Annotated in this window: 20 protein-coding genes and 2 pseudogenes; 12 read left to right on the top strand and 10 right to left on the bottom strand. The window is 71.8% G+C overall.

Annotated elements, in window-relative coordinates:
- Positions 1-74: 74 nt before the first annotated feature.
- The 9 genes from ABT171_RS35875 to ABT171_RS35835 form a co-directional block, all read right to left on the bottom strand.
- Positions 75-1,034 carry an ABC transporter substrate-binding protein gene (locus tag ABT171_RS35875; protein WP_351250597.1) on the bottom strand — a complete coding sequence of 320 codons (960 nt, stop codon included), beginning with the start codon at positions 1,032-1,034 and terminating at the stop codon, positions 75-77.
- A gap of 101 nt (positions 1,035-1,135) precedes the next feature.
- Positions 1,136-1,804, bottom strand: a complete 669-nt coding sequence (locus tag ABT171_RS35870; RefSeq protein WP_351250596.1) for an ABC transporter permease — start codon at positions 1,802-1,804, stop codon at positions 1,136-1,138.
- Positions 1,801-2,454, bottom strand: a complete 654-nt coding sequence (locus ABT171_RS35865; RefSeq protein ID WP_351250595.1) for an ABC transporter permease — start codon at positions 2,452-2,454, stop codon at positions 1,801-1,803. Before ABT171_RS35865 ends, ABT171_RS35870 begins: the two co-directional genes overlap by 4 nt.
- On the bottom strand, positions 2,451-3,590 hold the full coding sequence (locus ABT171_RS35860) for an ABC transporter ATP-binding protein (protein ID WP_351250594.1): 1,140 nt from the start codon (positions 3,588-3,590) through the stop codon (positions 2,451-2,453). Before ABT171_RS35860 ends, ABT171_RS35865 begins: the two co-directional genes overlap by 4 nt.
- Before the next feature lie 83 nt (positions 3,591-3,673).
- Complete coding sequence (locus tag ABT171_RS35855; RefSeq protein WP_351250593.1) at positions 3,674-4,933, bottom strand: PP2C family protein-serine/threonine phosphatase; 1,260 nt, start codon at positions 4,931-4,933, stop codon at positions 3,674-3,676.
- A 141-nt stretch (positions 4,934-5,074) separates the two neighbouring features.
- On the bottom strand, positions 5,075-5,482 hold the full coding sequence (gene msrB / locus ABT171_RS35850) for a peptide-methionine (R)-S-oxide reductase MsrB (protein ID WP_351250592.1): 408 nt from the start codon (positions 5,480-5,482) through the stop codon (positions 5,075-5,077).
- Between the two features lie 14 nt (positions 5,483-5,496).
- Positions 5,497-6,885 carry a UDP-N-acetylmuramate--L-alanine ligase gene (gene murC, locus ABT171_RS35845; RefSeq protein WP_351250591.1) on the bottom strand — a complete coding sequence of 463 codons (1,389 nt, stop codon included), beginning with the start codon at positions 6,883-6,885 and terminating at the stop codon, positions 5,497-5,499.
- A gap of 79 nt (positions 6,886-6,964) precedes the next feature.
- On the bottom strand, positions 6,965-7,423 hold the full coding sequence (locus ABT171_RS35840) for an indole-3-glycerol phosphate synthase (RefSeq protein WP_351250590.1): 459 nt from the start codon (positions 7,421-7,423) through the stop codon (positions 6,965-6,967).
- Between the two features lie 147 nt (positions 7,424-7,570).
- The gene (locus tag ABT171_RS35835; RefSeq protein ID WP_351250589.1) at positions 7,571-8,431 is read right to left on the bottom strand and encodes a pyrimidine reductase family protein; all 861 of its coding nucleotides are present in this window, start codon (positions 8,429-8,431) and stop codon (positions 7,571-7,573) included.
- 37 nt (positions 8,432-8,468) lie between these two features.
- Here ABT171_RS35835 and zapE point away from each other — a divergent pair, with 37 nt between their 5' ends.
- The 11 genes and pseudogenes from zapE to ABT171_RS35780 form a co-directional block, all read left to right on the top strand.
- Positions 8,469-9,572 carry a cell division protein ZapE gene (gene zapE / locus ABT171_RS35830; protein WP_351250588.1) on the top strand — a complete coding sequence of 368 codons (1,104 nt, stop codon included), beginning with the start codon at positions 8,469-8,471 and terminating at the stop codon, positions 9,570-9,572.
- Between the two features lie 165 nt (positions 9,573-9,737).
- A complete protein-coding gene (locus ABT171_RS35825) occupies positions 9,738-10,133 on the top strand; it encodes a hypothetical protein (RefSeq protein ID WP_351250587.1) in 396 nt (131 codons plus the stop codon).
- An 88-nt stretch (positions 10,134-10,221) separates the two neighbouring features.
- Entirely contained in the window at positions 10,222-10,800 is a 579-nt protein-coding gene (locus ABT171_RS35820; RefSeq protein ID WP_351250586.1) for a carbonic anhydrase, read from the top strand.
- A gap of 8 nt (positions 10,801-10,808) precedes the next feature.
- Entirely contained in the window at positions 10,809-12,287 is a 1,479-nt protein-coding gene (locus ABT171_RS35815; RefSeq protein WP_351250585.1) for a SulP family inorganic anion transporter, read from the top strand.
- 115 nt (positions 12,288-12,402) lie between these two features.
- Entirely contained in the window at positions 12,403-13,206 is an 804-nt protein-coding gene (locus ABT171_RS35810) for a slipin family protein (protein WP_351250584.1), read from the top strand.
- Between the two features lie 10 nt (positions 13,207-13,216).
- Positions 13,217-13,765: a YbhB/YbcL family Raf kinase inhibitor-like protein gene (locus ABT171_RS35805; RefSeq protein WP_351250583.1), complete on the top strand. Its 549-nt coding sequence runs from the start codon at positions 13,217-13,219 to the stop codon at positions 13,763-13,765.
- Between the two features lie 58 nt (positions 13,766-13,823).
- Positions 13,824-14,675, top strand: a complete 852-nt coding sequence (locus tag ABT171_RS35800; RefSeq protein ID WP_503077889.1) for a PPK2 family polyphosphate kinase — start codon at positions 13,824-13,826, stop codon at positions 14,673-14,675.
- A 154-nt stretch (positions 14,676-14,829) separates the two neighbouring features.
- On the top strand, positions 14,830-15,123 hold the full coding sequence (locus ABT171_RS35795; protein WP_351250581.1) for a hypothetical protein: 294 nt from the start codon (positions 14,830-14,832) through the stop codon (positions 15,121-15,123).
- 187 nt (positions 15,124-15,310) lie between these two features.
- A complete protein-coding gene (locus ABT171_RS35790; protein WP_351250580.1) occupies positions 15,311-16,834 on the top strand; it encodes an FAD-dependent oxidoreductase in 1,524 nt (507 codons plus the stop codon).
- Positions 16,835-16,945: 111 nt separating this feature from the next.
- Positions 16,946-17,797, top strand: a complete 852-nt coding sequence (locus ABT171_RS35785; protein WP_351250579.1) for a polysaccharide deacetylase family protein — start codon at positions 16,946-16,948, stop codon at positions 17,795-17,797.
- Between the two features lie 96 nt (positions 17,798-17,893).
- A pseudogene (locus tag ABT171_RS35780) lies at positions 17,894-18,121 on the top strand (ABC transporter substrate-binding protein); the annotation flags it as partial.
- A gap of 106 nt (positions 18,122-18,227) precedes the next feature.
- On the opposite strand, the gene ABT171_RS35775 reads toward ABT171_RS35780, so the two are convergent.
- Positions 18,228-18,947, bottom strand: a complete 720-nt coding sequence (locus ABT171_RS35775; RefSeq protein WP_351250578.1) for a helix-turn-helix domain-containing protein — start codon at positions 18,945-18,947, stop codon at positions 18,228-18,230.
- Between the two features lie 238 nt (positions 18,948-19,185).
- Between ABT171_RS35775 and ABT171_RS35770 the strand changes: the two are divergent.
- Positions 19,186-19,409: pseudogene (locus ABT171_RS35770) on the top strand (DUF4097 family beta strand repeat-containing protein); the annotation flags it as partial.

The raw sequence follows: 19,409 nt of genomic DNA, 5'->3' as shown, positions 1-19,409 counted from the left end.
CGGTGTGCTTGCGGATTTCTTCCATCAGCACCACCGCTCCTGAAGGAATCCCACAGGCGGACACAGTCCGGGCGTCAGGCGAGGCCGGCGGACCGCAGCCAGGCCTTGGCCACGTCCAACGCGTCCTTGTGCTGGGCCTGGACCTGGGTGTCGAGCTCCAGCAGAGTCGCCGTGTCGAGCTTGGCCGAGACCGCGTTGAGCGCGTCGACGCCCTTCTTCGGCAGGGCGCCCCGGCGGACGAGCGGCTGCACGTTCTCGAAGCCGAAGAGGTTCTTCGGGTCCTGCAGGACGACGAACTTCTCCTTGGAGATGGTCGGGTCGGTGGTGAAGATGTCCGCGGCCTGCACGGCGTCCTTCTTCAGCGCCGCCTGGGTGAGCGGGCCGCCCGCGTCCAGCGCCCGGAACGACTTGAAGTCCAGTCCGTAGACGGACTTCAGGCCCACGAGGCCCTGGTGCCGGGCCTGGAACTCCGGTGAGGCGCCCATGACCAGGTCCTTGGCGATGTCCTTCAGGTCGGCGATGGACGACTTGCCGGTGAGGTGGTACTTCTTCGCGGTGGCCGCGTTGACCGTGACCGAGTCCTTGGACTGCGCCGCCGAGGGCTTCAGCAGGGTCAGCCCGGAACCCAGCTTGGCCTCGATGGCCGCGGTGGTGGCCTCGGCCGTCTTCGGCGCCGCCTTCGCGTCGAGGTAGGCCAGCAGGGCGCCGTTGTACTCGGGCAGTACCGAGAGGGAGCCGTTCTTGATCAGCCCGTAGGTGGTCTCGCGGCTGCCGATGTTCGGCTTGTAGGCCACCTTGATGCCCTTGGCCTTGAGGGCCTCGCCGTAGATGTCGGCGAGCAGGGTGCTCTCGGGGAAGTTGTTGGAGCCGACGACGACGGTGCCGTCGCTCGGCTTGCCGTCGTCGGTCAGGGGGTTGGAGTCGTGGCCCTTGGAGGAACAGCCCGCCAGCAGAGCCGTCGCCGCCGCGAGGGCGACCACCGCCGCGCCTCGGTTCCTCCGGATGGACCTGCTGATGCGGTTGGTGGAAGTCACTCACCGATCCAATCCAGCCGCGTCTCGATCAGTCAAGCGTCGCAGATCACCGATCGGCTTCGATCTGCGGCCAGTTGTGCGCGCGGACCAGCCGGCTGCCGTCAGCCGCTCCGGCGCACCCCCGGTGACACGGTGAGCCGCGCTGCCGCCCAGAACACCACCAGGGTGGCCAGGGCGAGTCCGGCGACCAGCGTGGCGCCGCCGACGACCTTCTCGTAGTTCCTCTGGTAGAGGCCGTCGATGATGTACCGGCCGAGGCCGCCGAGGCTGACGTAGGCGGCGATGGTGGCGGTGGAGACGATCTGGATGGCCGCCGTGCGCAGGCCGCTGAGGATCAGCGGCAGCGCGACCGGCACCTCCACCTGGAACAGCACTCGCGCCTCGGACATGCCCATGCCCCGGGCGGCGTCCACCGGCGAGGGGTCGACGGAACGCATCGCCTCGTAGGTGGTGACCAGGATCGGCGGTACGGCGAGCACGACCAGCGGGATCATCACCGGCAGCAGACCGAAGCCGATCCAGAGGAACATCAGGACCAGCAGACCGAAGCTGGGCAGGGCCCGGCCCGCCGTGGCGATCAGGGCGAGGGCGTTGCCGCCCCGTCCGTAGTGTCCGGTGAGCAGCCCGACGGGCAGTCCGATCGCGGCGGCGATCAGCAGGGCTTCCAGGGAGAACCTGAGGTGTTCGGCGAACCGGGTGGGGATGCCGTCGTAGCCGTGCCAGTGGGCGCTGTCGGTGAAGAAGGCGCGGGCGAAGTCGAGGACGTTCACCGGGCGGCTCCCTTCCGCGGCATCCAGGGGGTGAGCAGGATGCGGACCAGGACCAGCACGGCGTCGGCGAGGATGCCGAGCACGGCGATGGTCAGGACGGAGTTCACGGCCAGGGCGGGCCGGTGGTAGGTCTGGGCGTCGTAGAGCATGTTGCCGAGGGCACCCTGGTTTCCGATGAGCATGCCGACGCTGACGAGGGAGATGCTCGACACGGTCGCCACCCTGAGGCCCGCGATGATCGCGGGAACGGCGATGGGCAACTGCACCTGGAAGTAGCGGCGTACCGGTCCGAGCCCCATGGCCTCGGCGGCGGCCAGGGTCTCCTGCGGCACCGAGCGGACGCCGTCCACGATCGCGGGGACGAGCACCACCAGGCTGTAGAGCGCCAGCGGGACCATCACCGTCGTCTCGCTCTGCCCGAAGTAGTCGATGAGCACGACGAAGAAGGCCAGGGACGGGATGGCGTAGAGGACGGTGGTGATGCCGAGGACGGGCGGGTAGACCCAGCGGAAGCGCACGCACAGCTGGGCGACGGGCAGCGAGATGACCAGGCCGGCCAGCACCGGGATCAGCGCCTCGCGCAGGTGCAGGCCGACGAGGCCGAGGTAGCTGTGCTGGAGGTCGCTCGGCAGGTCGAAGAAGCCGTTCATCGTGTGGCCTTCACCTCTGCCCCGTCCGCCACCCGGCTGTGCGCGGCGCGGATGGCCTCGCCGATGACCTGCTGGGACACGACGCCGACCGCGCGTCCCTCGCCGTCCACCGCGACGGCCCAGCCCGTCGGGGAGAGCACCGCCCCGTCGAGCGCGGTGCGCAGCGAGTCGGTGCCGGGTACGAACGGCCGCCCGTGGTCGATGAGGTGCTCCCGGTCGATGGTGCCGGAGGTGAGCCGGTCCGGCTCGCTCCAGCCGAGCGGCCTGCCGTCGGGGTCGGTGACGAGGAGATAGGGGGCGTCGGCGCGGGAGACGAGGGAGGCGAGGGACGCGGCGTCGGCGTCGACGGCCACCACGGGCGCGGTCTGCAACTCCAGTCCGGCGGACGGGAAGAAGGACAGCCGGCGGATGCCGCGGTCGGCACCGAGGAAGTCCTCCACGAAGGCGTCGGCGGGCGCGCTGAGCAGTTCGGCGGGCGGCGCGAACTGGGCGAGCCGGCCGCCGGTGCGCAGCACGGCGACCATCGTGCCGAGCTTGATCGCCTCGTCGATGTCATGCGTGACGAAGACGATGGTCTTGCCCAACTCCTCCTGGATGCGGAGCAGTTCGTCCTGAAGTCCCTTGCGTACCACGGGGTCGACGGCGGAGAACGGCTCGTCCATCAGCAGCACCGGCGGATCGGCGGCGAGTGCCCGGGCGACGCCGACGCGCTGCTGCTGGCCGCCGGAGAGCTGGTAGGGGTACCGCTTGGCGAGTGCGGCGTCGAGCCCCACGCGCTCCATCAGCTCGGCCGCCCGTTGCCGGGCCTGCTGTCTGGACTGGCCGAGGAGGCGGGGCACGGTGGCGATGTTGTCGACGATGGTGCGGTGCTGGAAGAGGCCGGCGTTCTGGATGACGTAACCCATCGAGCGGCGGAGGGTGTTGACCGGTTGCTGCCGGATGTCCGTGCCGTCGAGGAGGATGCTGCCCTCGGTGGGCTCCACCATGCGGTTGATCATCCGCAGGGTGGTCGTCTTGCCGCAGCCGGAGGGCCCGACGAGGACGGTGATCGCGCGGTCCGGTATCTCCAGCGACAGCCGGTCGACCGCGACGGTGCCGTCCGGATACCGCTTCGTGACTGAGTCTATCCGTATCAAAACGCCGAGCGCCCTTCCGGTTTGGCGGATTTCCGCCCGCTTCCGGCCACGGTCGTCGATGCGCAGGCCGTTGCGGGAAGAGTCTAGACGGCGAGTGTTTCAGTGTTCTGGCGGCGAGTGACGGGCCGGGCGGCCAGCGCGGCGACGTCGTCCTCCGCGTGCCGCGCGTCCAGTTGGCCGAGGATGGTGTCCAGGACGTCGTCGAGCGGGCCCCCGACAGGGAAGCGGACGGCGGACAGCCGGGCGAGTGAGCGGTCGATGTCCTCGCCGCGGCGTTCCACGAGCCCGTCGGTGAACAGAACGAGCGTCTGGCCGGGTTCCAGCCGCTGGGTGGTGGACTCGTATCCGCCCAGTCCGGTCCCCAGCGGTGGTCCGACCGGGACGGGCACGATCGAGGCCTCGCCGTCGCAGGTGATGAGCGCGGGCGGCAGATGCCCGGCGCTGGCCAGCGTGACCTGCCGGCGCCCCGGGTCGACCCGGGCGAGCAGACATGTGGCGGGCCGCAGCTCCGCCTCCCGGGAGGCGATGTCGTCCATCTGCCGCAGCACCCGGTGCGGAGGCAGATCGGCGGAGGCGATGTAGCGCAGGGAGGAGCGGTAGACGTTCATGTCGACGGCGGCCTCCAGGCCGTGTCCCATGACGTCGCCGACGACCAGCAGGGTCCGCCCGAAGTGCAGCCGTACGGTCTCGCACCAGTCGCCGCCGACCAGGACGCCGCCGCCGGCCGGCAGATAGCGCAGGGCGATGTCGAGGTTGGGGTGCGGGCGGCCGGGCTCGGAGAGCAGGGCGCGCTGCAGGTCGCCGGCGGTGCGGTTGACGCTCGCGTAGTCGCGCGCGTGCCGGATGTGGGAGGCGGCGCGCTCGGCGAGCAGGCTGAGCAGCTCGGCCTCCGCGCGGTGCGGGGGCGGCGGCCCGGAGCGCGCCCATACCAGGACGCCGTACGCGTCGTCTCCGCTGATCAGCGGCGCGCACAGGGCGGTCGCGGTGCCCGCGCCGCCCGTGTGCTCCCGCCATGGCTCCGGCTGCGCGCCGAGCGCCGGTACGGCCGCCTCGCGGGCCACCGCGGCGGCCCACCCGGCGTCGGGCAGCGCATCGGCGTCCCCGGTGACCGCCTCGTACCCGGAGACGGCCTGGCCGGTCAGGCGCATCACGGCTGCCGTTCCGCCGGCCAGCCGTACGGCGACCCTGGTCAGCTCGGCGCAGGTGGTGGCCTCGTCGAGGGTCGTACCGATCCCGGCGAGCGCCTCGCGCAACACGCCGAGCCGCGCGCCGGTCACCACGACGTCACCGGCCGGCACACCCTCCGCCCTCTCCGCGCCCTGCGCCGACTTTCCCGATGCCACTGAGCCGGCGGGCTGAGGAGGCCTGCGACGGGACTGGATCCAGCGCGCCACACCCAACACCCTCACAGAATCTCAAACCGGAGCGAACGGGGCACGAGCCTCGTCCGGACCGGGCCGGCGCCGTCGACCGGCGGCGGCCGGTCAGCCTTCGGCGGGCGTCAGCCGCAGGGAGATCGAGTTGATGCAGTACCGCTGGTCGGTCGGGGTCGGATACCCCTCGCCCTCGAAGACGTGCCCGAGGTGGGAGCCGCAGCGGGCGCAGCGGACCTCGGTGCGGACCATTCCGTGGGAGCGGTCCTCGACCAGTTCCACCGCGTCGGTGTCCTTCGGGTCGTAGAAGGACGGCCAGCCGCAGTGCGAGGCGAACTTGGTGTCCGAGGTGAACAGTTCCGCGCCGCAGGCACGACAGGAGTAGACCCCCTTGGCCGTGGTGTCCGTGTACTCACCGGTGAAGGCCGGCTCGGTGGCGGCCTGGCGCAGCACGGCGTACTCGGCCGGGTTCAGCTCCGCGCGCCACTGCTCGTCCGGCTTCTCGACGTCGTACGACATGAGCTTCAGCCCCTTTACTGCGACAGGCGGTCCAGGATCAGCGGGCCCAGGTCGGTCACGTCGCCCGCGCCCATGGTGAGAACCAGATCGCCGGGCTTCGCCATTCCCGCGATCACGGCGGGGATCTCCGCCTTGTCGTGGACGGCGGTCACGTCGGCGCCCGCCGCGCGCGCGGCCTCGATGATCAGCTCGCTGGTCACGCCGGGGATCGGGTCCTCGCGGGCCGGGTAGATGTCCAGCACGACCGAGGCGTCGGCGAGGGCGAGGGCCTGTCCCATCTCCTTGCCCAGCTCCTGGGTGCGGGAGAACAGGTGCGGCTGGAAGACGACGAGGATGCGGGAGTCGCCGGCGGCGGCGCGCATGGCCTCCAGGTCGGCGGTCATCTCGGTGGGGTGGTGGGCGTAGGAGTCGATCACCTGGACGCCGGCGGCCTCGCCCTTGAGCTGGAGACGGCGCTTGACCCCGGTGTAGGCGGCGAGCGCGGGCGCCAGTCCGTCGGCCGGGATGCCGAGTGCGGCGCCGGCGGTGAGCGCGGCGACGGCGTTGAGGGCGTAGTGGCGGCCGGGCACGGAGACGGTGAAGGTCAGCTCCTGGCCGTCCAGCACCGCGGTGACCCGGCTCTTCAGCCCCTGTGGTACGACGGCGGTCACCCGCACGTCGGCGTCCTCGGCCTCGCCGTACGTCACCGTCCGCACCGTCCCGGCCAGCCGCCGGCTCAGCTCCCGCGCGCCCTCGTGGTCGGCGGAGATCACCAGCGTGCCGCCGGGGACGATCTTCGCGGCGAAGGTCTCGAAGGACTCGTAGATCTCGTCCATCGAGGCGTAGTTGGCGTGGTGGTCCAGCTCGACGTTGAGGACGATGGCGACCTCGGGCGCGTACTTGTGGAAGCTGCGGTCGCTTTCGTCGGCCTCGGCGACGAAGACGTCGCCCTCGCCGTGGAGCGCGTTGGAGCCCGGTGCGTCGAGGTCGCCGCCGATGGCGTACGACGGTTTCAGGCCCAGCTCGGTGAGGGAGACGGCCAGCATCGAGGTGGTCGTCGTCTTGCCGTGGGTACCGGCCACGGCGATCGGGCGCAGCCCCTCCATCAGCGCGGCGAGGGCGTCGGAGCGGTGCACCACGGGGATGCCCAGCTCGGCCGCGCGAGCCAGCTCGGGGTTGTCCTGGCGGATCGCCGAGGAGACCACGACACAGCTCGCGTCGTCGGCGAGGTGCTCCGCGGCGTGCCCGATGTGCACGGTGGCCCCGAGCGCCCGCAGCGCCTCGGCGGTCGCCGACTCCTTGGCGTCGCTGCCGGCGACCTTCGCCCCGCGCTGCGCGAGGATCTTGGCGATACCCGACATCCCGGCGCCGCCGATGCCGATGAAGTGCGGTCGGTCCATGGCGGTAGGAAGGCCGGGTGCCATGTGTTCTCCCCAGGATTACGGTGCGGGCTGAAGCAGGCCTAGCCTATGCCGAGCCGCGTGCCTTCTCGGACAGCCGTGGTCACGGCGCCTTGCTGTGCGAGAACAGCTTCAGTACCGGCACGCCCACCTTGTGCCGGGCCCGCGAGGCCCAGTCCCGGTGGAAGAACTCCTCCACGTAGTGGGGGTCGGTCAGTACGATCACCTCGTCGGCGTCCACCTCGGCGACGAGGGACTTCAGCGCGTCCAGCGGATGATCCTCGACCAGCCGCCCCTCCGCCTGGCTCCCGGCGCCCCGCAGGGCCTGCACCGACACGTCCAGGGCCTGCCGGCCGACGCTCCGGGCGTCCTCACCCTCGGGGGTCTCCCGCTCGCGCACCGCCTCGTCCAGTTCGCCGAGCGCGATGTCGTCGATGGCCCGCAGCAGGCGGTCCGCCTGGTCGCCGCGCGGCTGAAGGAGCACGTGGAACGCGACCGGCTCGTCGCCGTGCAAGGTGGTGACGAACTCCACGTCGGCGGACGTCAAGGCCTTCTCGATCATCAGAACGCTTGTGAACACCGAACGCCTCTTCTCCTCCGTGGGCCACGGCAAGGCCCCTGCGGAAACCATCCTGCCCCGCGATCGCACGGGTTGTGCCGGACTAAGTCTGCCTGCCGGAAGCTAACCGGAACGGTACATTCCGCCGATTCAGGACCGACGGTAACGACCGAACAGGAATCCGGCCTCCTCCAGGAGGGACGCGAGTTCGAACCGGTGCGGCACCGCGACCGGCGGCCCCCCGGCGATGCGCTGCGCGTCGCCCGCGGTGAGCATGGGCGAGAGGGTCAGGCACAGCTCGTCCAGCACCTCGTCGGCGATCAGCTGGCCGAGGAGCCGGGGTCCGCCCTCGGTGAGCAGCCGGGTGTGGCCGAGGCCGGCCAGGGCGGCGACGGCGCGCGCGGGCTCGACGCCCCTGCCCGCACCGGCGATCAGCACCCTGGCGCCGGCCTTCTCGGCGGCGGCGACCCGGTCGGGGGCGGCCGAGGCCCCGGTCAGGACCAGCGTGGGCACCAGCGGCGAGGTGAACAGCGGGAGCGAGAAGTCCAGCTCCAGGCTCGCGCTGACGACCGCGATCACCGGCGCCGGGGCCTGTCCGGCGGCCTTCCGGGCGTCGGCGAACTCGGCACGCGCGCGTGCGGGGCGGTACCCCTCCTGGCGTACCGTTTCCGCGCCCACCACGATCACGTCCGCGAGCGCCCGCAGCGTGCCGAAGATGCGCATGTCGGCGGCGCTGGAGATGGGCTGGGAGCGCCCTTCGTGCTGAGCTGCGCCGTCGAGCGAGGAGACCATGTTGGCCCGCAGCCACGGCTTCGGAGCGCCCGGCACGGGCTCCGGATAGGCATAGGCGGCGGCCAGCTCGGCGAGGCTCCACTCCCGGTCGACGAGCGCGCTGCCGGCGTGCACTCCGGGCATCCCGGCCGCACCGGCCCCGCTCACCCCCTCGCCCTCGGTGGCCCCGCCGAAGGCCCGGGCTGCTGTTTCGTCGGTCACAGGGAACAGGCGTCGCATGTCGTGCAGTGTGACACGGCGCTTAGCATGGATAACCGTGTCGTCCTCCACCACCGCCCCCGGATCCAGCCCTCTGACCGACGCGGGCCCCCTCTCCCTGTGCGCCCGCGAGCCGCACGTCCCCGCGGACCGGCTGGTCGCCGAGATGGTGCCGCCGCCGCGGTTCGACTCGGTCCGCTTCTCGACGTACATACCGGACCCGAACCAGCCCAGCCAGACCGAGGCCGTGCAGGTGCTCGACGGCTTCGCGGCCGGGCTCGGCGGGGCGCACGCCTCCGGCGCCGGCCGGCGCGGCTTCTTCGGCTTCGGCAGGTCCAGGGCGCCCAAGGTGCCGGCCGGCCCGCGCGGGGTCTATCTGGACGGCGGCTACGGCGTCGGCAAGACGCATCTGCTGGCCTCCCTGTGGCACGCCACCCCCGCCGAGCCCGCGCTCAAGGCCTTCGGCACCTTCGTGGAGGTGACCAACCTGGTCGGCGCCCTCGGCTTCCAGCAGACCGTGCGGACGCTCTCCGGCCACCGCCTGCTGTGCATCGACGAGTTCGAACTGGACGACCCGGGCGACACGGTCCTCGTGTCGACGCTGCTCGGCAAGCTGGTCGAGGCCGGCGTGGCGCTGGCCGCCACCTCCAACACACTGCCGGGCAAGCTCGGCGAGGGCCGGTTCGCCGCCGCCGACTTCCTGCGCGAGATACAGGGCCTGTCCGCCCACTTCCGCACCCTGCGCATCGACGGCGAGGACTACCGCCACCGCGGTCTGCCCGAGGCGCCGAAGCCGTTCACCGACGAAGAGGTGACGAAGGCGGCCTACGCCACCGCGGGCGCCTCGCTCGACGACTTCCCGCATCTGCTGGAGCACCTGGCCAAGGTCCACCCGAGCCGGTACGGCGCGCTGACCGACGGGGTGCGCGCGGTGTGCCTGACCGATGTCCGGCCGGTGCCGGACCAGTCGACCGCGCTGCGGCTCGTGGTGCTGGCGGACCGGCTCTACGACCGCGAGGTCCCCGTGCTGGCCTCCGGACTGCCGTTCGACAGGCTGTTCAGCGAGGAGATGCTGAACGGCGGCTACCGCAAGAAGTACTTCCGCGCGATCTCCCGGCTCACCGCGCTGGCCCGCGACGCGAAGGGTCTCGTCAACTCCTAGTCAAGAGCTGGATCAGGCCACGCGACCGGCACTTTTCACGCTCTCTCGCGTTCGTAACGCGCCGTTAACCCTGCAAAGGCCTTTGCAGGGTTAAAGTGCTTCTTGACCATTCGTTGACCAAGGCTTGGTCTGTACTAGAAGCGCGAGATGGCGGAAGGGGGGCGCATGTTCCGAGGCACGACCCACCGGACCCGCTTGACCCTCCTCGCCGTACTCCTGCTCGCGCTGCAGTTCTTCGCTCCGGCGGGAGTCTTCGCACCCGCGCATACGGCCAGTCAGGCACTGGCCAAGGCCGAGTCCGGAATTCCGTCCTCCGTACCGCCGGTGTCCGAGGAGAAGGACTCGGTCCGCGCCCCGAACCGCTCGGGCGCCCCCATGGGCACCCCGCACCTCCGCGACCGGCACCGCGGCCCGGCCTCCGGCGGGGCCCAGCGGACTCCGCTGATACCCGGCCGTGCGTCCGGTGCCGGAGCAGGGGACACGCCCGGCACGCCGTACCACCGCGCCGCGAGAACCCCCGGAGCCCACACCCCGGCAGCGCTTCAGGTCTTCCGCTGCTGACCGGCGCTCACTCTCTGCGATTCCCCCACACACAAAGCCGTTCAAGTCCGACGCGCCCGTGCAGGCGCGCCAGGAGGAACTCACAGCCATGCAGCCCCTCATCGACAACGCCCGTACGTTCGGACAGCGCCCTGAGGAGTTCGCCAAACTCGCCGAAGGCCAGTCCCCGCAGGTGCTGTTCATCACCTGCTCCGATTCCCGGGTCGTCCCGGCCCTGATCACGGGCGCCCGCCCCGGCGAGCTGTTCGAGCTGCGCACCGCGGGCAACATCGTGCCGCCCCACACCTCGCAGCACCCCACCAGCGAGGCGGCCACCATCGAGTACGCCGTGGAGGTGCTCGGCGTCCGCGACATCGTGGTCTGCGGGCACTCGCACTGCGGCGCCGTCGGCGCGCTGGTGCGCGGCGACGACCTGACCGCCGTACCCGCCGTGCGCGACTGGCTCGCGCACGCCACCCCGCGCCCGGCGGGCGCGGCCGAGGATCCGGAGGTCGCCGAGGGCGTGCAGGCCCACGTCCTGACCCAGCTGCTGCGGCTGCGCTCCTACCCGTGCGTCGAGCGCCGGGTCGCAGCGGGTCAACTGGCGCTGCACGCTTGGTACTACGAGGTGCACACCGGGACCGTACGGACGCACCGCCCGCAGACCGACACCTTCGAGTCCCTGTGAGCGCGCCGATGAACAGCAAGAGCCCGATATCCCGATTCCCTTATCTGCGGCAGGACTTCGCCGCCTCCCTCGTCGTCTTCCTGGTCGCGCTGCCGCTGTGCGTGGGCGTGGCCGTCGCCTCCGGGGTCCCGGCCGAACTCGGCCTGGTCACCGGCATCGTGGGCGGTCTCGTCACCGGGCTGATGCGTGGCAGCAGCCTGCAGGTGTCGGGTCCGGCGGCCGGCATGACCGTGCTCGTCTTCGAGGCGGTCAAGGAGTTCGGGCTCCCGGCGCTCGGCGTGATCGTGCTCGCCACCGGACTCCTCCAGGTGGCGATGGGCCTGCTGAAGCTGGGCCGCTACTTCCGCGCCATCTCGGTCTCCGTCGTCGAGGGCATGCTGGCCGGCATCGGACTCGTGCTCATCGCCGGGCAGTTGTACCCGGCGCTGGCGGCCAAGGCCCCCGGCTCCGGCCTCGGCAAGATCGCCGGGCTGCCCGGGGCGTTCCTGGACGCCCTCGGCGACGGCACGGCGGTGGCCTCGCTCGCGGTGTGCGCGGGCACGATCGCGGTGCTGCTGCTGTGGAAGCACGTCCCGGCGAAGGTCCGCACGCTGCCCGGCCCGCTGGCCGCGGTGGGCCTCGCCACGGTGGCCGCCTTCGCGCTGGACCTGCCGGTGGCCACGGTGGAGGTGCGGGGCCTGCTGGGCTCGGTCCAGCCGCCGCCGCTCAGCGCGTTCGGCGAGCTGGCGGGCGTCGGGATGCTCGGCACGGTCGTCGCCTTCACCCTGATCGCGTCCGCCGAGTCGCTGTTCAGCGCGGCGGCCGTGGACCGGCTGCACTCCGGGCCGCGCACCGAGTACGACAGGGAACTGGTCGCCCAGGGCGCCGGCAACACGGTGTGCGGGCTGCTGGGCGCGCTGCCGATGACCGCGGTGATCGTGCGCAGCGCGGCCAACGTCCAGGCGGGCGCCCGTACGAAGGCCTCCCGTGTCCTGCACGGCGTGTGGCTGCTGCTGTTCGCCGCGCTGCTGCCCGGCGTGCTCGCCTACATCCCGATCCCGGCGCTCGCGGGCATCCTGGTCTACTCCGGCGCCAAGCTGGTCCCGGTCCGGGCGCTGGCCGTGCTGTGGCGCGAGCACCGGGGCGAGGCGCTGATCCTGTCCGTCACGGCGGTCTCGATCGTGGCGGTCAGCATGTTCGAGGGCGTGCTGATCGGTCTCGCGCTGGCCGTGGTCAAGACCGCCTGGGAGGCCTCGCACATCAAGCTGGAGGTCATCGACAAGGGCGCGGGTCCGGTCGACGCGCGGCTGTCCGGCAACGCGACCTTCCTGCGGCTGCCGAAGATCCTGGACAGCCTGGAGTCGCTGCCCCAGGACCGCCCGGTCCGCCTCGACCTGTCCGGCCTGCACCACCTGGACCACGCCTGCCGTACGGCCCTGAAGAACTGGGCGGAACGGCACAGCGCAGCGGGGACGGAGCCGGTGAAACTGATGGCGCCGGTGGGCTGAGACGGCCTGGGGCGGCCCGAGGCGGCCGTACCGGGGGGCTCTGCTCCCTGGTACGGCATAACTGGCATATCGTTACAGCAGCGGGCAGAACAGGCCTCTCGATCTGGAGGTCATCATGGTCCAGGAACTGCTGGGAACGATCGCCGCGGCGGGCAGCGCCGGTCTGGTGTACCTGGCGATGGCGGCCCGGGTCGTCAAGCAGTACGAACGGGGTGTGCTGTTCCGGCTCGGGCGCGTCGCGGGTGACGTACGGCCGCCGGGCCTGACCCTGATCATCCCGTTCGTGGACCGGCTGCAGAAGGTCAACATGCAGATCGTGACGCTGCCGATCCCCGCGCAGGAGGGCATCACCCGGGACAACGTCACCGTCCGCGTGGACGCGGTCGTCTACTTCCGGGTGGTCGACGCGGAGAGCGCTGTGGTGAAGGTGGAGGACTACAAGTTCGCGGTGTCGCAGATGGCCCAGACGTCCCTCAGGTCGATCATCGGCAAGAGCGACCTGGACGATCTGCTCTCCAACCGCGAGAAGCTGAACCAGGGCCTGGAGCTGATGATCGACAGCCCGGCCGTCGGCTGGGGCGTCCAGGTCGACCGGGTGGAGATCAAGGACGTGTCGCTGCCGGACACGATGAAGCGGTCCATGGCGCGTCAGGCCGAGGCGGACCGGGAGCGCCGGGCCCGGATCATCAACGCGGACGCCGAGTACCAGGCCTCCAAGAAACTGGCCGAGGCCGCCCAGCAGATGGCCGACACACCCGCCGCGCTCCAGCTGCGGCTGCTGCAGACGGTGATGGCGGTGTCGGCCGAGAAGAACTCCACGCTGGTCCTGCCCATCCCGGTGGAGCTGCTGCACTTCCTGGAGCGGGGCAACCAGCAACAGCCCGCGTCGATCGGTGACGGCGAGCCCCGCTCCGGATAGCCTGCCGCCCATGCGCGGGAGCTGGGTGATCGCCGTGGCCGCGGCGGCCCTCGTGACGGGCTGCGGGCACGGCGGCCGCCCGGCCGCCGTGCCCTCCGCCGACGCCTCCCCCCGGCTGACGGTGACCAGTGCGGCCTACCCCGACGACGGCACCGTCCCCCGCCGGCACACCTGCGACGGCGCGGACGTCTCCCCTCCGCTGGCCTTCACCGCCGTCCCCGCGGGCACGGCCTCGCTGGCCCTGCTCCTGCGGGACTTCGACGCCCCGCGGGGTCCGTTCACGCACTGGCTGGTGTGGAACATCGACCCGCACACCCGGCAGCTGTCCGCCGGGGAGCGGCCGCGGGGGGCGGCCGAAGGCCGCAACGACTTCGGCGGGACCGGGTACGGCGGCCCCTGCCCGCCGCGCGGGAACCGCCCGCACCACTACGTCCTGACGGTCTACGCCCTCGATCGCCGCCTCTCCCTGGCCCCGGACGCATCCGCCGCCGGCCTGCTGCGCGCCCTGTCCGGCCACACGCTGGCGACGGGGACGCTGACGGGGCGCTACTCCCGTTGATCACTGCGCGGGGCGCCGCGGCTGGCGCGATCGGCGGGCCCGGGCGCACCATGCCGTGGTGGAGGAAAGCGCGAAGGATCTCAGCGCACTGTTGCGCCTTCCGCCCGGTGAGCCGGTTGCGCTCGCCGGGTACGACGCGCGGGCCACTCCCGGCGCCCCGGGCGGGAAGCGGGCCGGGCTCGCCGACAGTGCCCGCATGGGCAAGCGCCTGGCGAGGCTTCAGGAGCGGCTGTGGGCGGCGGGCACGGCGGGGGACCCGCGGCGGGTGCTGCTGGTGCTCCAGGGCATGGACACCAGCGGCAAGGGCGGCACGGTCAAGCACGTCATCGGCCATCTCAACCCGTCCGGCTGCCGGATCCAGGCGTTCAAGGCACCCACCGAGGAGGAACGGCGGCACGACTTCCTGTGGCGGGTGCGCCGCGCCCTGCCCGGGCCGGGCGAGATCGGCATCTTCGACCGCTCGCACTACGAGGACGTCCTCATCGCCCGCGTACGGCACCTGGTCCGGCCCGCCGAGATCGGCAGCCGCTACGGCCTCATCAACGACTTCGAGCGTTCCCTCGCCGAGGACGGCGTGACGGTGATCAAATGCTTCCTGCACGTGTCCTACGACGAGCAGCGGCGCCGGCTGCTGCGCCGCCTGGACCGCCCGGACAAGCACTGGAAGTTCGATCCCGGCGACATCGACGAGCGCACCCTGTGGCCCGCCTACCAGGAGGCGTACGAGCTGGCCCTGGAGCGCTGCGCGGCGCCGTACGCGCCCTGGCACCTGGTGCCGGCGGACCGCAAGTGGTACCGGAACTGGGCGATCAGCCGTCTGCTGCTGGAGCACCTGCTGGCACTCGACCCGCACTATCCGAAGGCCGACTTCGACGTGGCGGAATGCCGGGAGCGGCTGTTGCAGGGCTAGCGCCCCGGTACTGGGCAGGGCTGGCGCCCCGGTACTGGATCGAAAACACCGGCGCGTCGCTGTCCATTTTTGGGCTATTTTCACATAATCTCCGTGACTGTAAGAGGTCGCCTCGTTGCAGACCGCATCCACACACTCACGTCATGGAGATGACATGCACAGACTTCGCAGGGCTGCCGTGCTCGTCGCGGCCCTCAGCACCGTCGGGCTCGTCACCGCCGGCACGGCCTTCGCCGACGAGCACGAACACGGCGATGACCACGACAAGGGGGGGTGGCACGTCATGCAGAGCTCCAACTGCAAGGACCACGACTTGAACCTCGACGTGCTCGGCGAGGTCGGCATCCTCAACGGCCTGCTGGGCAACGCGCTCAACGGCGAGGGCGACCCGGGTGCGCAGGCGACCCACATCGGCTCGACCATGGGCTGCAGCAACAAGGCCCTCTGACCCAGGGCGGCTCAGGACTCCCTGACGGCGGGAAGCGGCGGCGGGCCGGACATCCGGTGGGCCGGCCCGCCGCCCACCGCCGGCAGGGACGGGCGTGGTGGCCTCATGCGCGGGTGCGTGTGAGGCCACCACGCCCTCACTCGGTTCGGGAGCGATCGCCGAAGGCGCGGATGGGTACCCGGCGGCCATGCAGGAGCAGCCGCACCTCACCGACTCGTACTGGCTCCGGACCGCACCGGCGCCACCCCGTCCCGCCCTGGCCGAGGACCTCGACGTCGACGTGGCCGTCGTCGGCGCGGGCATCGCCGGGCTGAGCACCGCGTACGAGCTGACCCGGGCCGGGCTGCGGGTGGCGGTGCTGGAGGCCGCGCGGGCGGCGGCCGGGGTCACCGGCTGCACCACCGCCAAGCTGACGGCCCAGCACACCCTCGTCTACGACCGGCTGCGGCGCACCCGCGGCCCCGAGGGGGCCCGGCTGTACGCCCGCTCCCAGTCGGAGGCGATCGAGCACGCGGCGGCGCTGGTGGCCGAGCTGGGCATCGCCTGCGAGTGGGAGACCCGGGACGCGTACACGTACGTGCGGGACCCGGCGCGCGTGGACGAGCTGCGGGCGGAGGCGCGGGCGGCGCGGGAAGCGGGCCTGCCGGCCGCGTTCACCACGGAGACCGGGCTGCCGTTCCCGGTGGCGGGCGCGGTCCGGGTGACCGGGCAGGCGCAGTTCCACCCGGTCCGGTACCTGCGGGCGATCATCGACGACCTGGTCGCGCGCGGTGGCCGGCTGTACGAGGGGACACGGGTCGTCGGCCTGCAGGAGGGCGGCGAGCCCTGCCGGGTGACGACCGAGTCGGGCCACACGGTCACCGCCCGGGACGTCGTGATCGCCACCCACTACCCGGTGTTCGACCGGGCGCTGCTGTTCGCCCGGCTCTCCCCGCGCCGCGAGCTGGTCGTGGCGGGCCCGCTGGGCGAGGGCCCGGATCCGGAGGGCATGTACATCACGCCGGAGGAGAACACCCGCTCGGTGCGCACCGCGCCGTACGGCACGGACGGGCAGCGGCTGCTCGTCGTCACCGGGGAGCACTTCACACCCGGCACCGGCGATGCGCGGGCCGGCTTCGAGGGGCTCGCCGCCTGGGCCGGGCGGCACTTCCCCGGGGTGACCCTGGACCACGCCTGGGCGACCCAGGACAACGACTCCACCGACACCGTGCCGCTGGTCGGCCCCTTCCATCCGGGCGCCCGGCACACCTGGGTCGCCACCGGCTTCGGCGGCTGGGGGCTCAGCGGCGGGATCATGGCCGGGCTGCTGCTGACCGCGCTGATCACCGGCCGGGACTGCGCCTGGCGCGAGCTGTACGACCCGCGGCGGCTGAAGCCGGTGGTGCGCGAGGCGCCGTCGCTGCTGAAGACACAGGCGGAGGTGGCCCGGCACTTCGTCGGCGACCGCCTGAAGCCGCCGGCCTCGGTGGACGACCTGGCACCCGGCGACGGGGCGGTGGTCCGGGGAGACGGCGGCCGGCTCGCGGTGCACCGGGACGAGGAGGGCGCGCTGCACGCGGTCTCGGCCCGCTGCACCCACCTCGGCTGTCTTGTCTCCTTCAACCGGGCCGAACGCACCTGGGAATGCCCCTGCCACGGTTCCCGCTTCGCCGTCGACGGCACGGTGCTGCAGGGCCCGGCGGTCCGGCCGCTGGAGCAGCGGGACCTCTGAGGTGACGCCGGGTCACCTGCCGCGCCCGGGTCTCCGGCCGCGAGGGGGCCGCATCACCCCACCGCAGGACAAATAATCACATAAGTCGTCAGTTAGTCATATTTTCATACCGTGATCCCACAGCTACGCAGTATCACCGCCGTCTGTGCCCTGGGCGCGGCTCTCGCCGCCTGCGGTACCGCGGACCCGGGCGGCGCCCGCCGGGTCCCGGCCGACTCCCCCGTCCCCGCCTCCCCGTCCGCCTCGCACCCGCCCGTCCTGACCCCGGGCCCCGGTGGGCTGACCCCGGTCTTCGAACACGGCCCCCGCACCCTGGGCAAGACCGTCGCGCTGACCTTCGACGCCGACATGACCGCCGACCAGGGGCCGCGCGCGGCGGCCGGCGAGCACTTCGACAACCCGGATCTCATCGGCACCCTGCGCACGCTGAAGGTGCCGGCGACGATCTTCATGACCGGGCGGTGGGCCGACGAGTACCCGACCGAGGCCCGCAGCCTCGGCCACGACCCGCAGTTCGAGGTCGCCAACCACTCCTACAGCCACTACGCGTTCACCAGCGACTGCTACGGCCTGCCCACCGTCGACGCCGGAAAGATGCGCTCGGACGTGGAACGGGCGTACGCCTCCCTGCACAATGCGGGCGTGGAGCACGCGCTGCCGTACTTCCGCTTCCCCGGCGGCTGTTACGACCAGCGGGCGCTGCGCGCGCTGAGCGGGCTCGGGGTGACCGCGGTGCAGTGGGACGTGGTGAGCGGAGACGCGTTCGCCACCGACGCCGACGCCGTCACCCGGCAGGTGCTGGACGGGGTGAAACCCGGCTCGGTGGTCGTCATGCACTGCACCCGCAGCGCCGCCCCGACGACCGAGCGGGTCGTCCGCGCGGTCGTACCGGAACTGCGCAAGCGCGGCTACCGGTTCGTGAAGGTCTCCGAGCTGATCGGCGAGACGTCCGGCCACCGCTGACCGGGCCTGGGCCGGAGGCATGAGCGCATGCCGAACGCGTGCCGTGCCGGGAGCCGGCGGGGTACCCGGAGTCGTGCAAGGGCATCACGTTGCCAGGTGCGCCCACGGCGAGACGAAGCGAACGCCCGAACCGGCGGATCAGCCGTCCGGACCGGCGCGCTCGTTCCGCTGGGCCGGCCCGGCCGGGTCGAGGCGGGCCGGCACTTGCCCGCCGGCCTCGACCCGGCCGTCCGCGACGTCAACGCCGCCGGCGGGACCGCCGGAAGACCACTGGAGCCGGTGGTCCGGGACACCGCGGCCGATCCGCAGAGGGCCGCGGCGGCCGCACACCGGGCATGAGCGTGGGGCAATGGGCGGAGACGCCGGTCCGAGTCGTCGACCGGGATCCGGCGGACCCCGATCGGTTCCCGGTCCTGCACGCGGTCTCGGGCTAGGTCGTCTCGGGTCTGGTGTAGAGGATCTCGCGGGCCTGCTCCGCGGCGCGGGTGACGCTCTCGTTGATGAAGTCGAGGAAGCGGGCGACGTTTTCGAGGCGGGTGGCCGCGGGAGTGTGGGGGCCGAGGACGGTGACGCCCTGCCGTGCGGTCTCCACGAGCTGGTCGTTGGAACGGGCGCTGCGGATCATCGACTGGTACCAGAGGTCGTCGTCGACGATGTAGCGCTCGCGGCGGCGTTCGTCGCGTTCCCGGCGGACGAGGTCCAGGTTCTCCAGGAACATGACCGCTTTGGAGACGGACGCCGGGCTGACCTTGAGGCGCTGGGCGAGTTCGGAGGCGGTGAGGCTGCCCTCGTCCGTCATGTAGAGGCAGCCCAGCACTCGGGCCGTCATCTTGGGCAGGCCCGACACCATGAGAACGGTGGTGAGTTTCTCCTGGTACTCGGCCACGGCCTCGGCGTCGCGTCCGTGGGGCTGGGGGACCGGCTCCGGCCCCCGGGACGAGACGGGCCTGCGTCGGTGAGCGCGGCGTTCGGTGGCGCGGTGGGCCAGGTCGGCGCGGTAGGCGGTGGGGCCGCCGTTGCGCATCACCTCACGCGTGACCGTCGAGGTCGGACGTTCCAGGCGCCGGGCGATCTCCGCGTAGGCGAGGCCGTCGGCCAGCCCCAGCGCGATCTGCTGCCGTTCCTGCTGGGTGAGCCTGCCTCCCGGCATCGGTATCTCCTTGGTGGTTCTTCGGGGTTCTTCGAGCCCTCACTATAGCGTTCACTTTCATTCCATTGCAACGAACACGTAGTCTCGTTGCGTTACTCGCCAGGACAGTTGCAACACTTTCACTGCCATGGCCTGCGGAAATATCAATTCTACGCAACGAGCTTGTTGTGCGGGCCTGGAAAGCAACGTAGCGTTTCCGGTGTCAGAAACAACGAAGCGAACGCACCGGGAGAGCACGATGCAGAAGTTCGACACCCCCGCCCCGATCTCCGCCGTCCTGCATGTCCCCGCCGGCCGCATCCAGTTCTTCGCCGCCGACCGCCCCGACACCACCGTCGAGATCCAGCCCGCCAACCCCGCCAAGCGACGCGACGTCCAGACCGCCGAGCGCACCGACGTCACCTACGCCGACGGCGTCCTGCGGATCAGCACCGCCGAGCCCAAGAACCAGCTCCTCGGCCC

The organism is Streptomyces sp. NPDC001851 (assembly GCF_040297165.1).
Classification (GTDB): Bacteria; Actinomycetota; Actinomycetes; order Streptomycetales; family Streptomycetaceae; genus Streptomyces.
This window is presented reverse-complemented; position numbering and strand designations above follow the sequence as displayed.

Coding starts and splice junctions, on each gene's coding strand:
- ABT171_RS35865 (WP_351250595.1), bottom strand. CDS start 2,454: ATGAACGGCTTCTTCGACCTGCCGAGCGACCTCCAGCACAGCTACCTC.
- msrB (WP_351250592.1), bottom strand. CDS start 5,482: ATGTCGTACGACGTCGAGAAGCCGGACGAGCAGTGGCGCGCGGAGCTG.
- murC (WP_351250591.1), bottom strand. CDS start 6,885: ATGGCACCCGGCCTTCCTACCGCCATGGACCGACCGCACTTCATCGGC.
- ABT171_RS35840 (WP_351250590.1), bottom strand. CDS start 7,423: ATGATCGAGAAGGCCTTGACGTCCGCCGACGTGGAGTTCGTCACCACC.
- ABT171_RS35835 (WP_351250589.1), bottom strand. CDS start 8,431: ATGCGACGCCTGTTCCCTGTGACCGACGAAACAGCAGCCCGGGCCTTC.
- ABT171_RS35825 (WP_351250587.1), top strand. CDS start 9,738: ATGTTCCGAGGCACGACCCACCGGACCCGCTTGACCCTCCTCGCCGTA.
- ABT171_RS35820 (WP_351250586.1), top strand. CDS start 10,222: ATGCAGCCCCTCATCGACAACGCCCGTACGTTCGGACAGCGCCCTGAG.
- ABT171_RS35815 (WP_351250585.1), top strand. CDS start 10,809: ATGAACAGCAAGAGCCCGATATCCCGATTCCCTTATCTGCGGCAGGAC.
- ABT171_RS35810 (WP_351250584.1), top strand. CDS start 12,403: ATGGTCCAGGAACTGCTGGGAACGATCGCCGCGGCGGGCAGCGCCGGT.
- ABT171_RS35805 (WP_351250583.1), top strand. CDS start 13,217: ATGCGCGGGAGCTGGGTGATCGCCGTGGCCGCGGCGGCCCTCGTGACG.
- ABT171_RS35795 (WP_351250581.1), top strand. CDS start 14,830: ATGCACAGACTTCGCAGGGCTGCCGTGCTCGTCGCGGCCCTCAGCACC.
- ABT171_RS35790 (WP_351250580.1), top strand. CDS start 15,311: ATGCAGGAGCAGCCGCACCTCACCGACTCGTACTGGCTCCGGACCGCA.
- ABT171_RS35775 (WP_351250578.1), bottom strand. CDS start 18,947: ATGCCGGGAGGCAGGCTCACCCAGCAGGAACGGCAGCAGATCGCGCTG.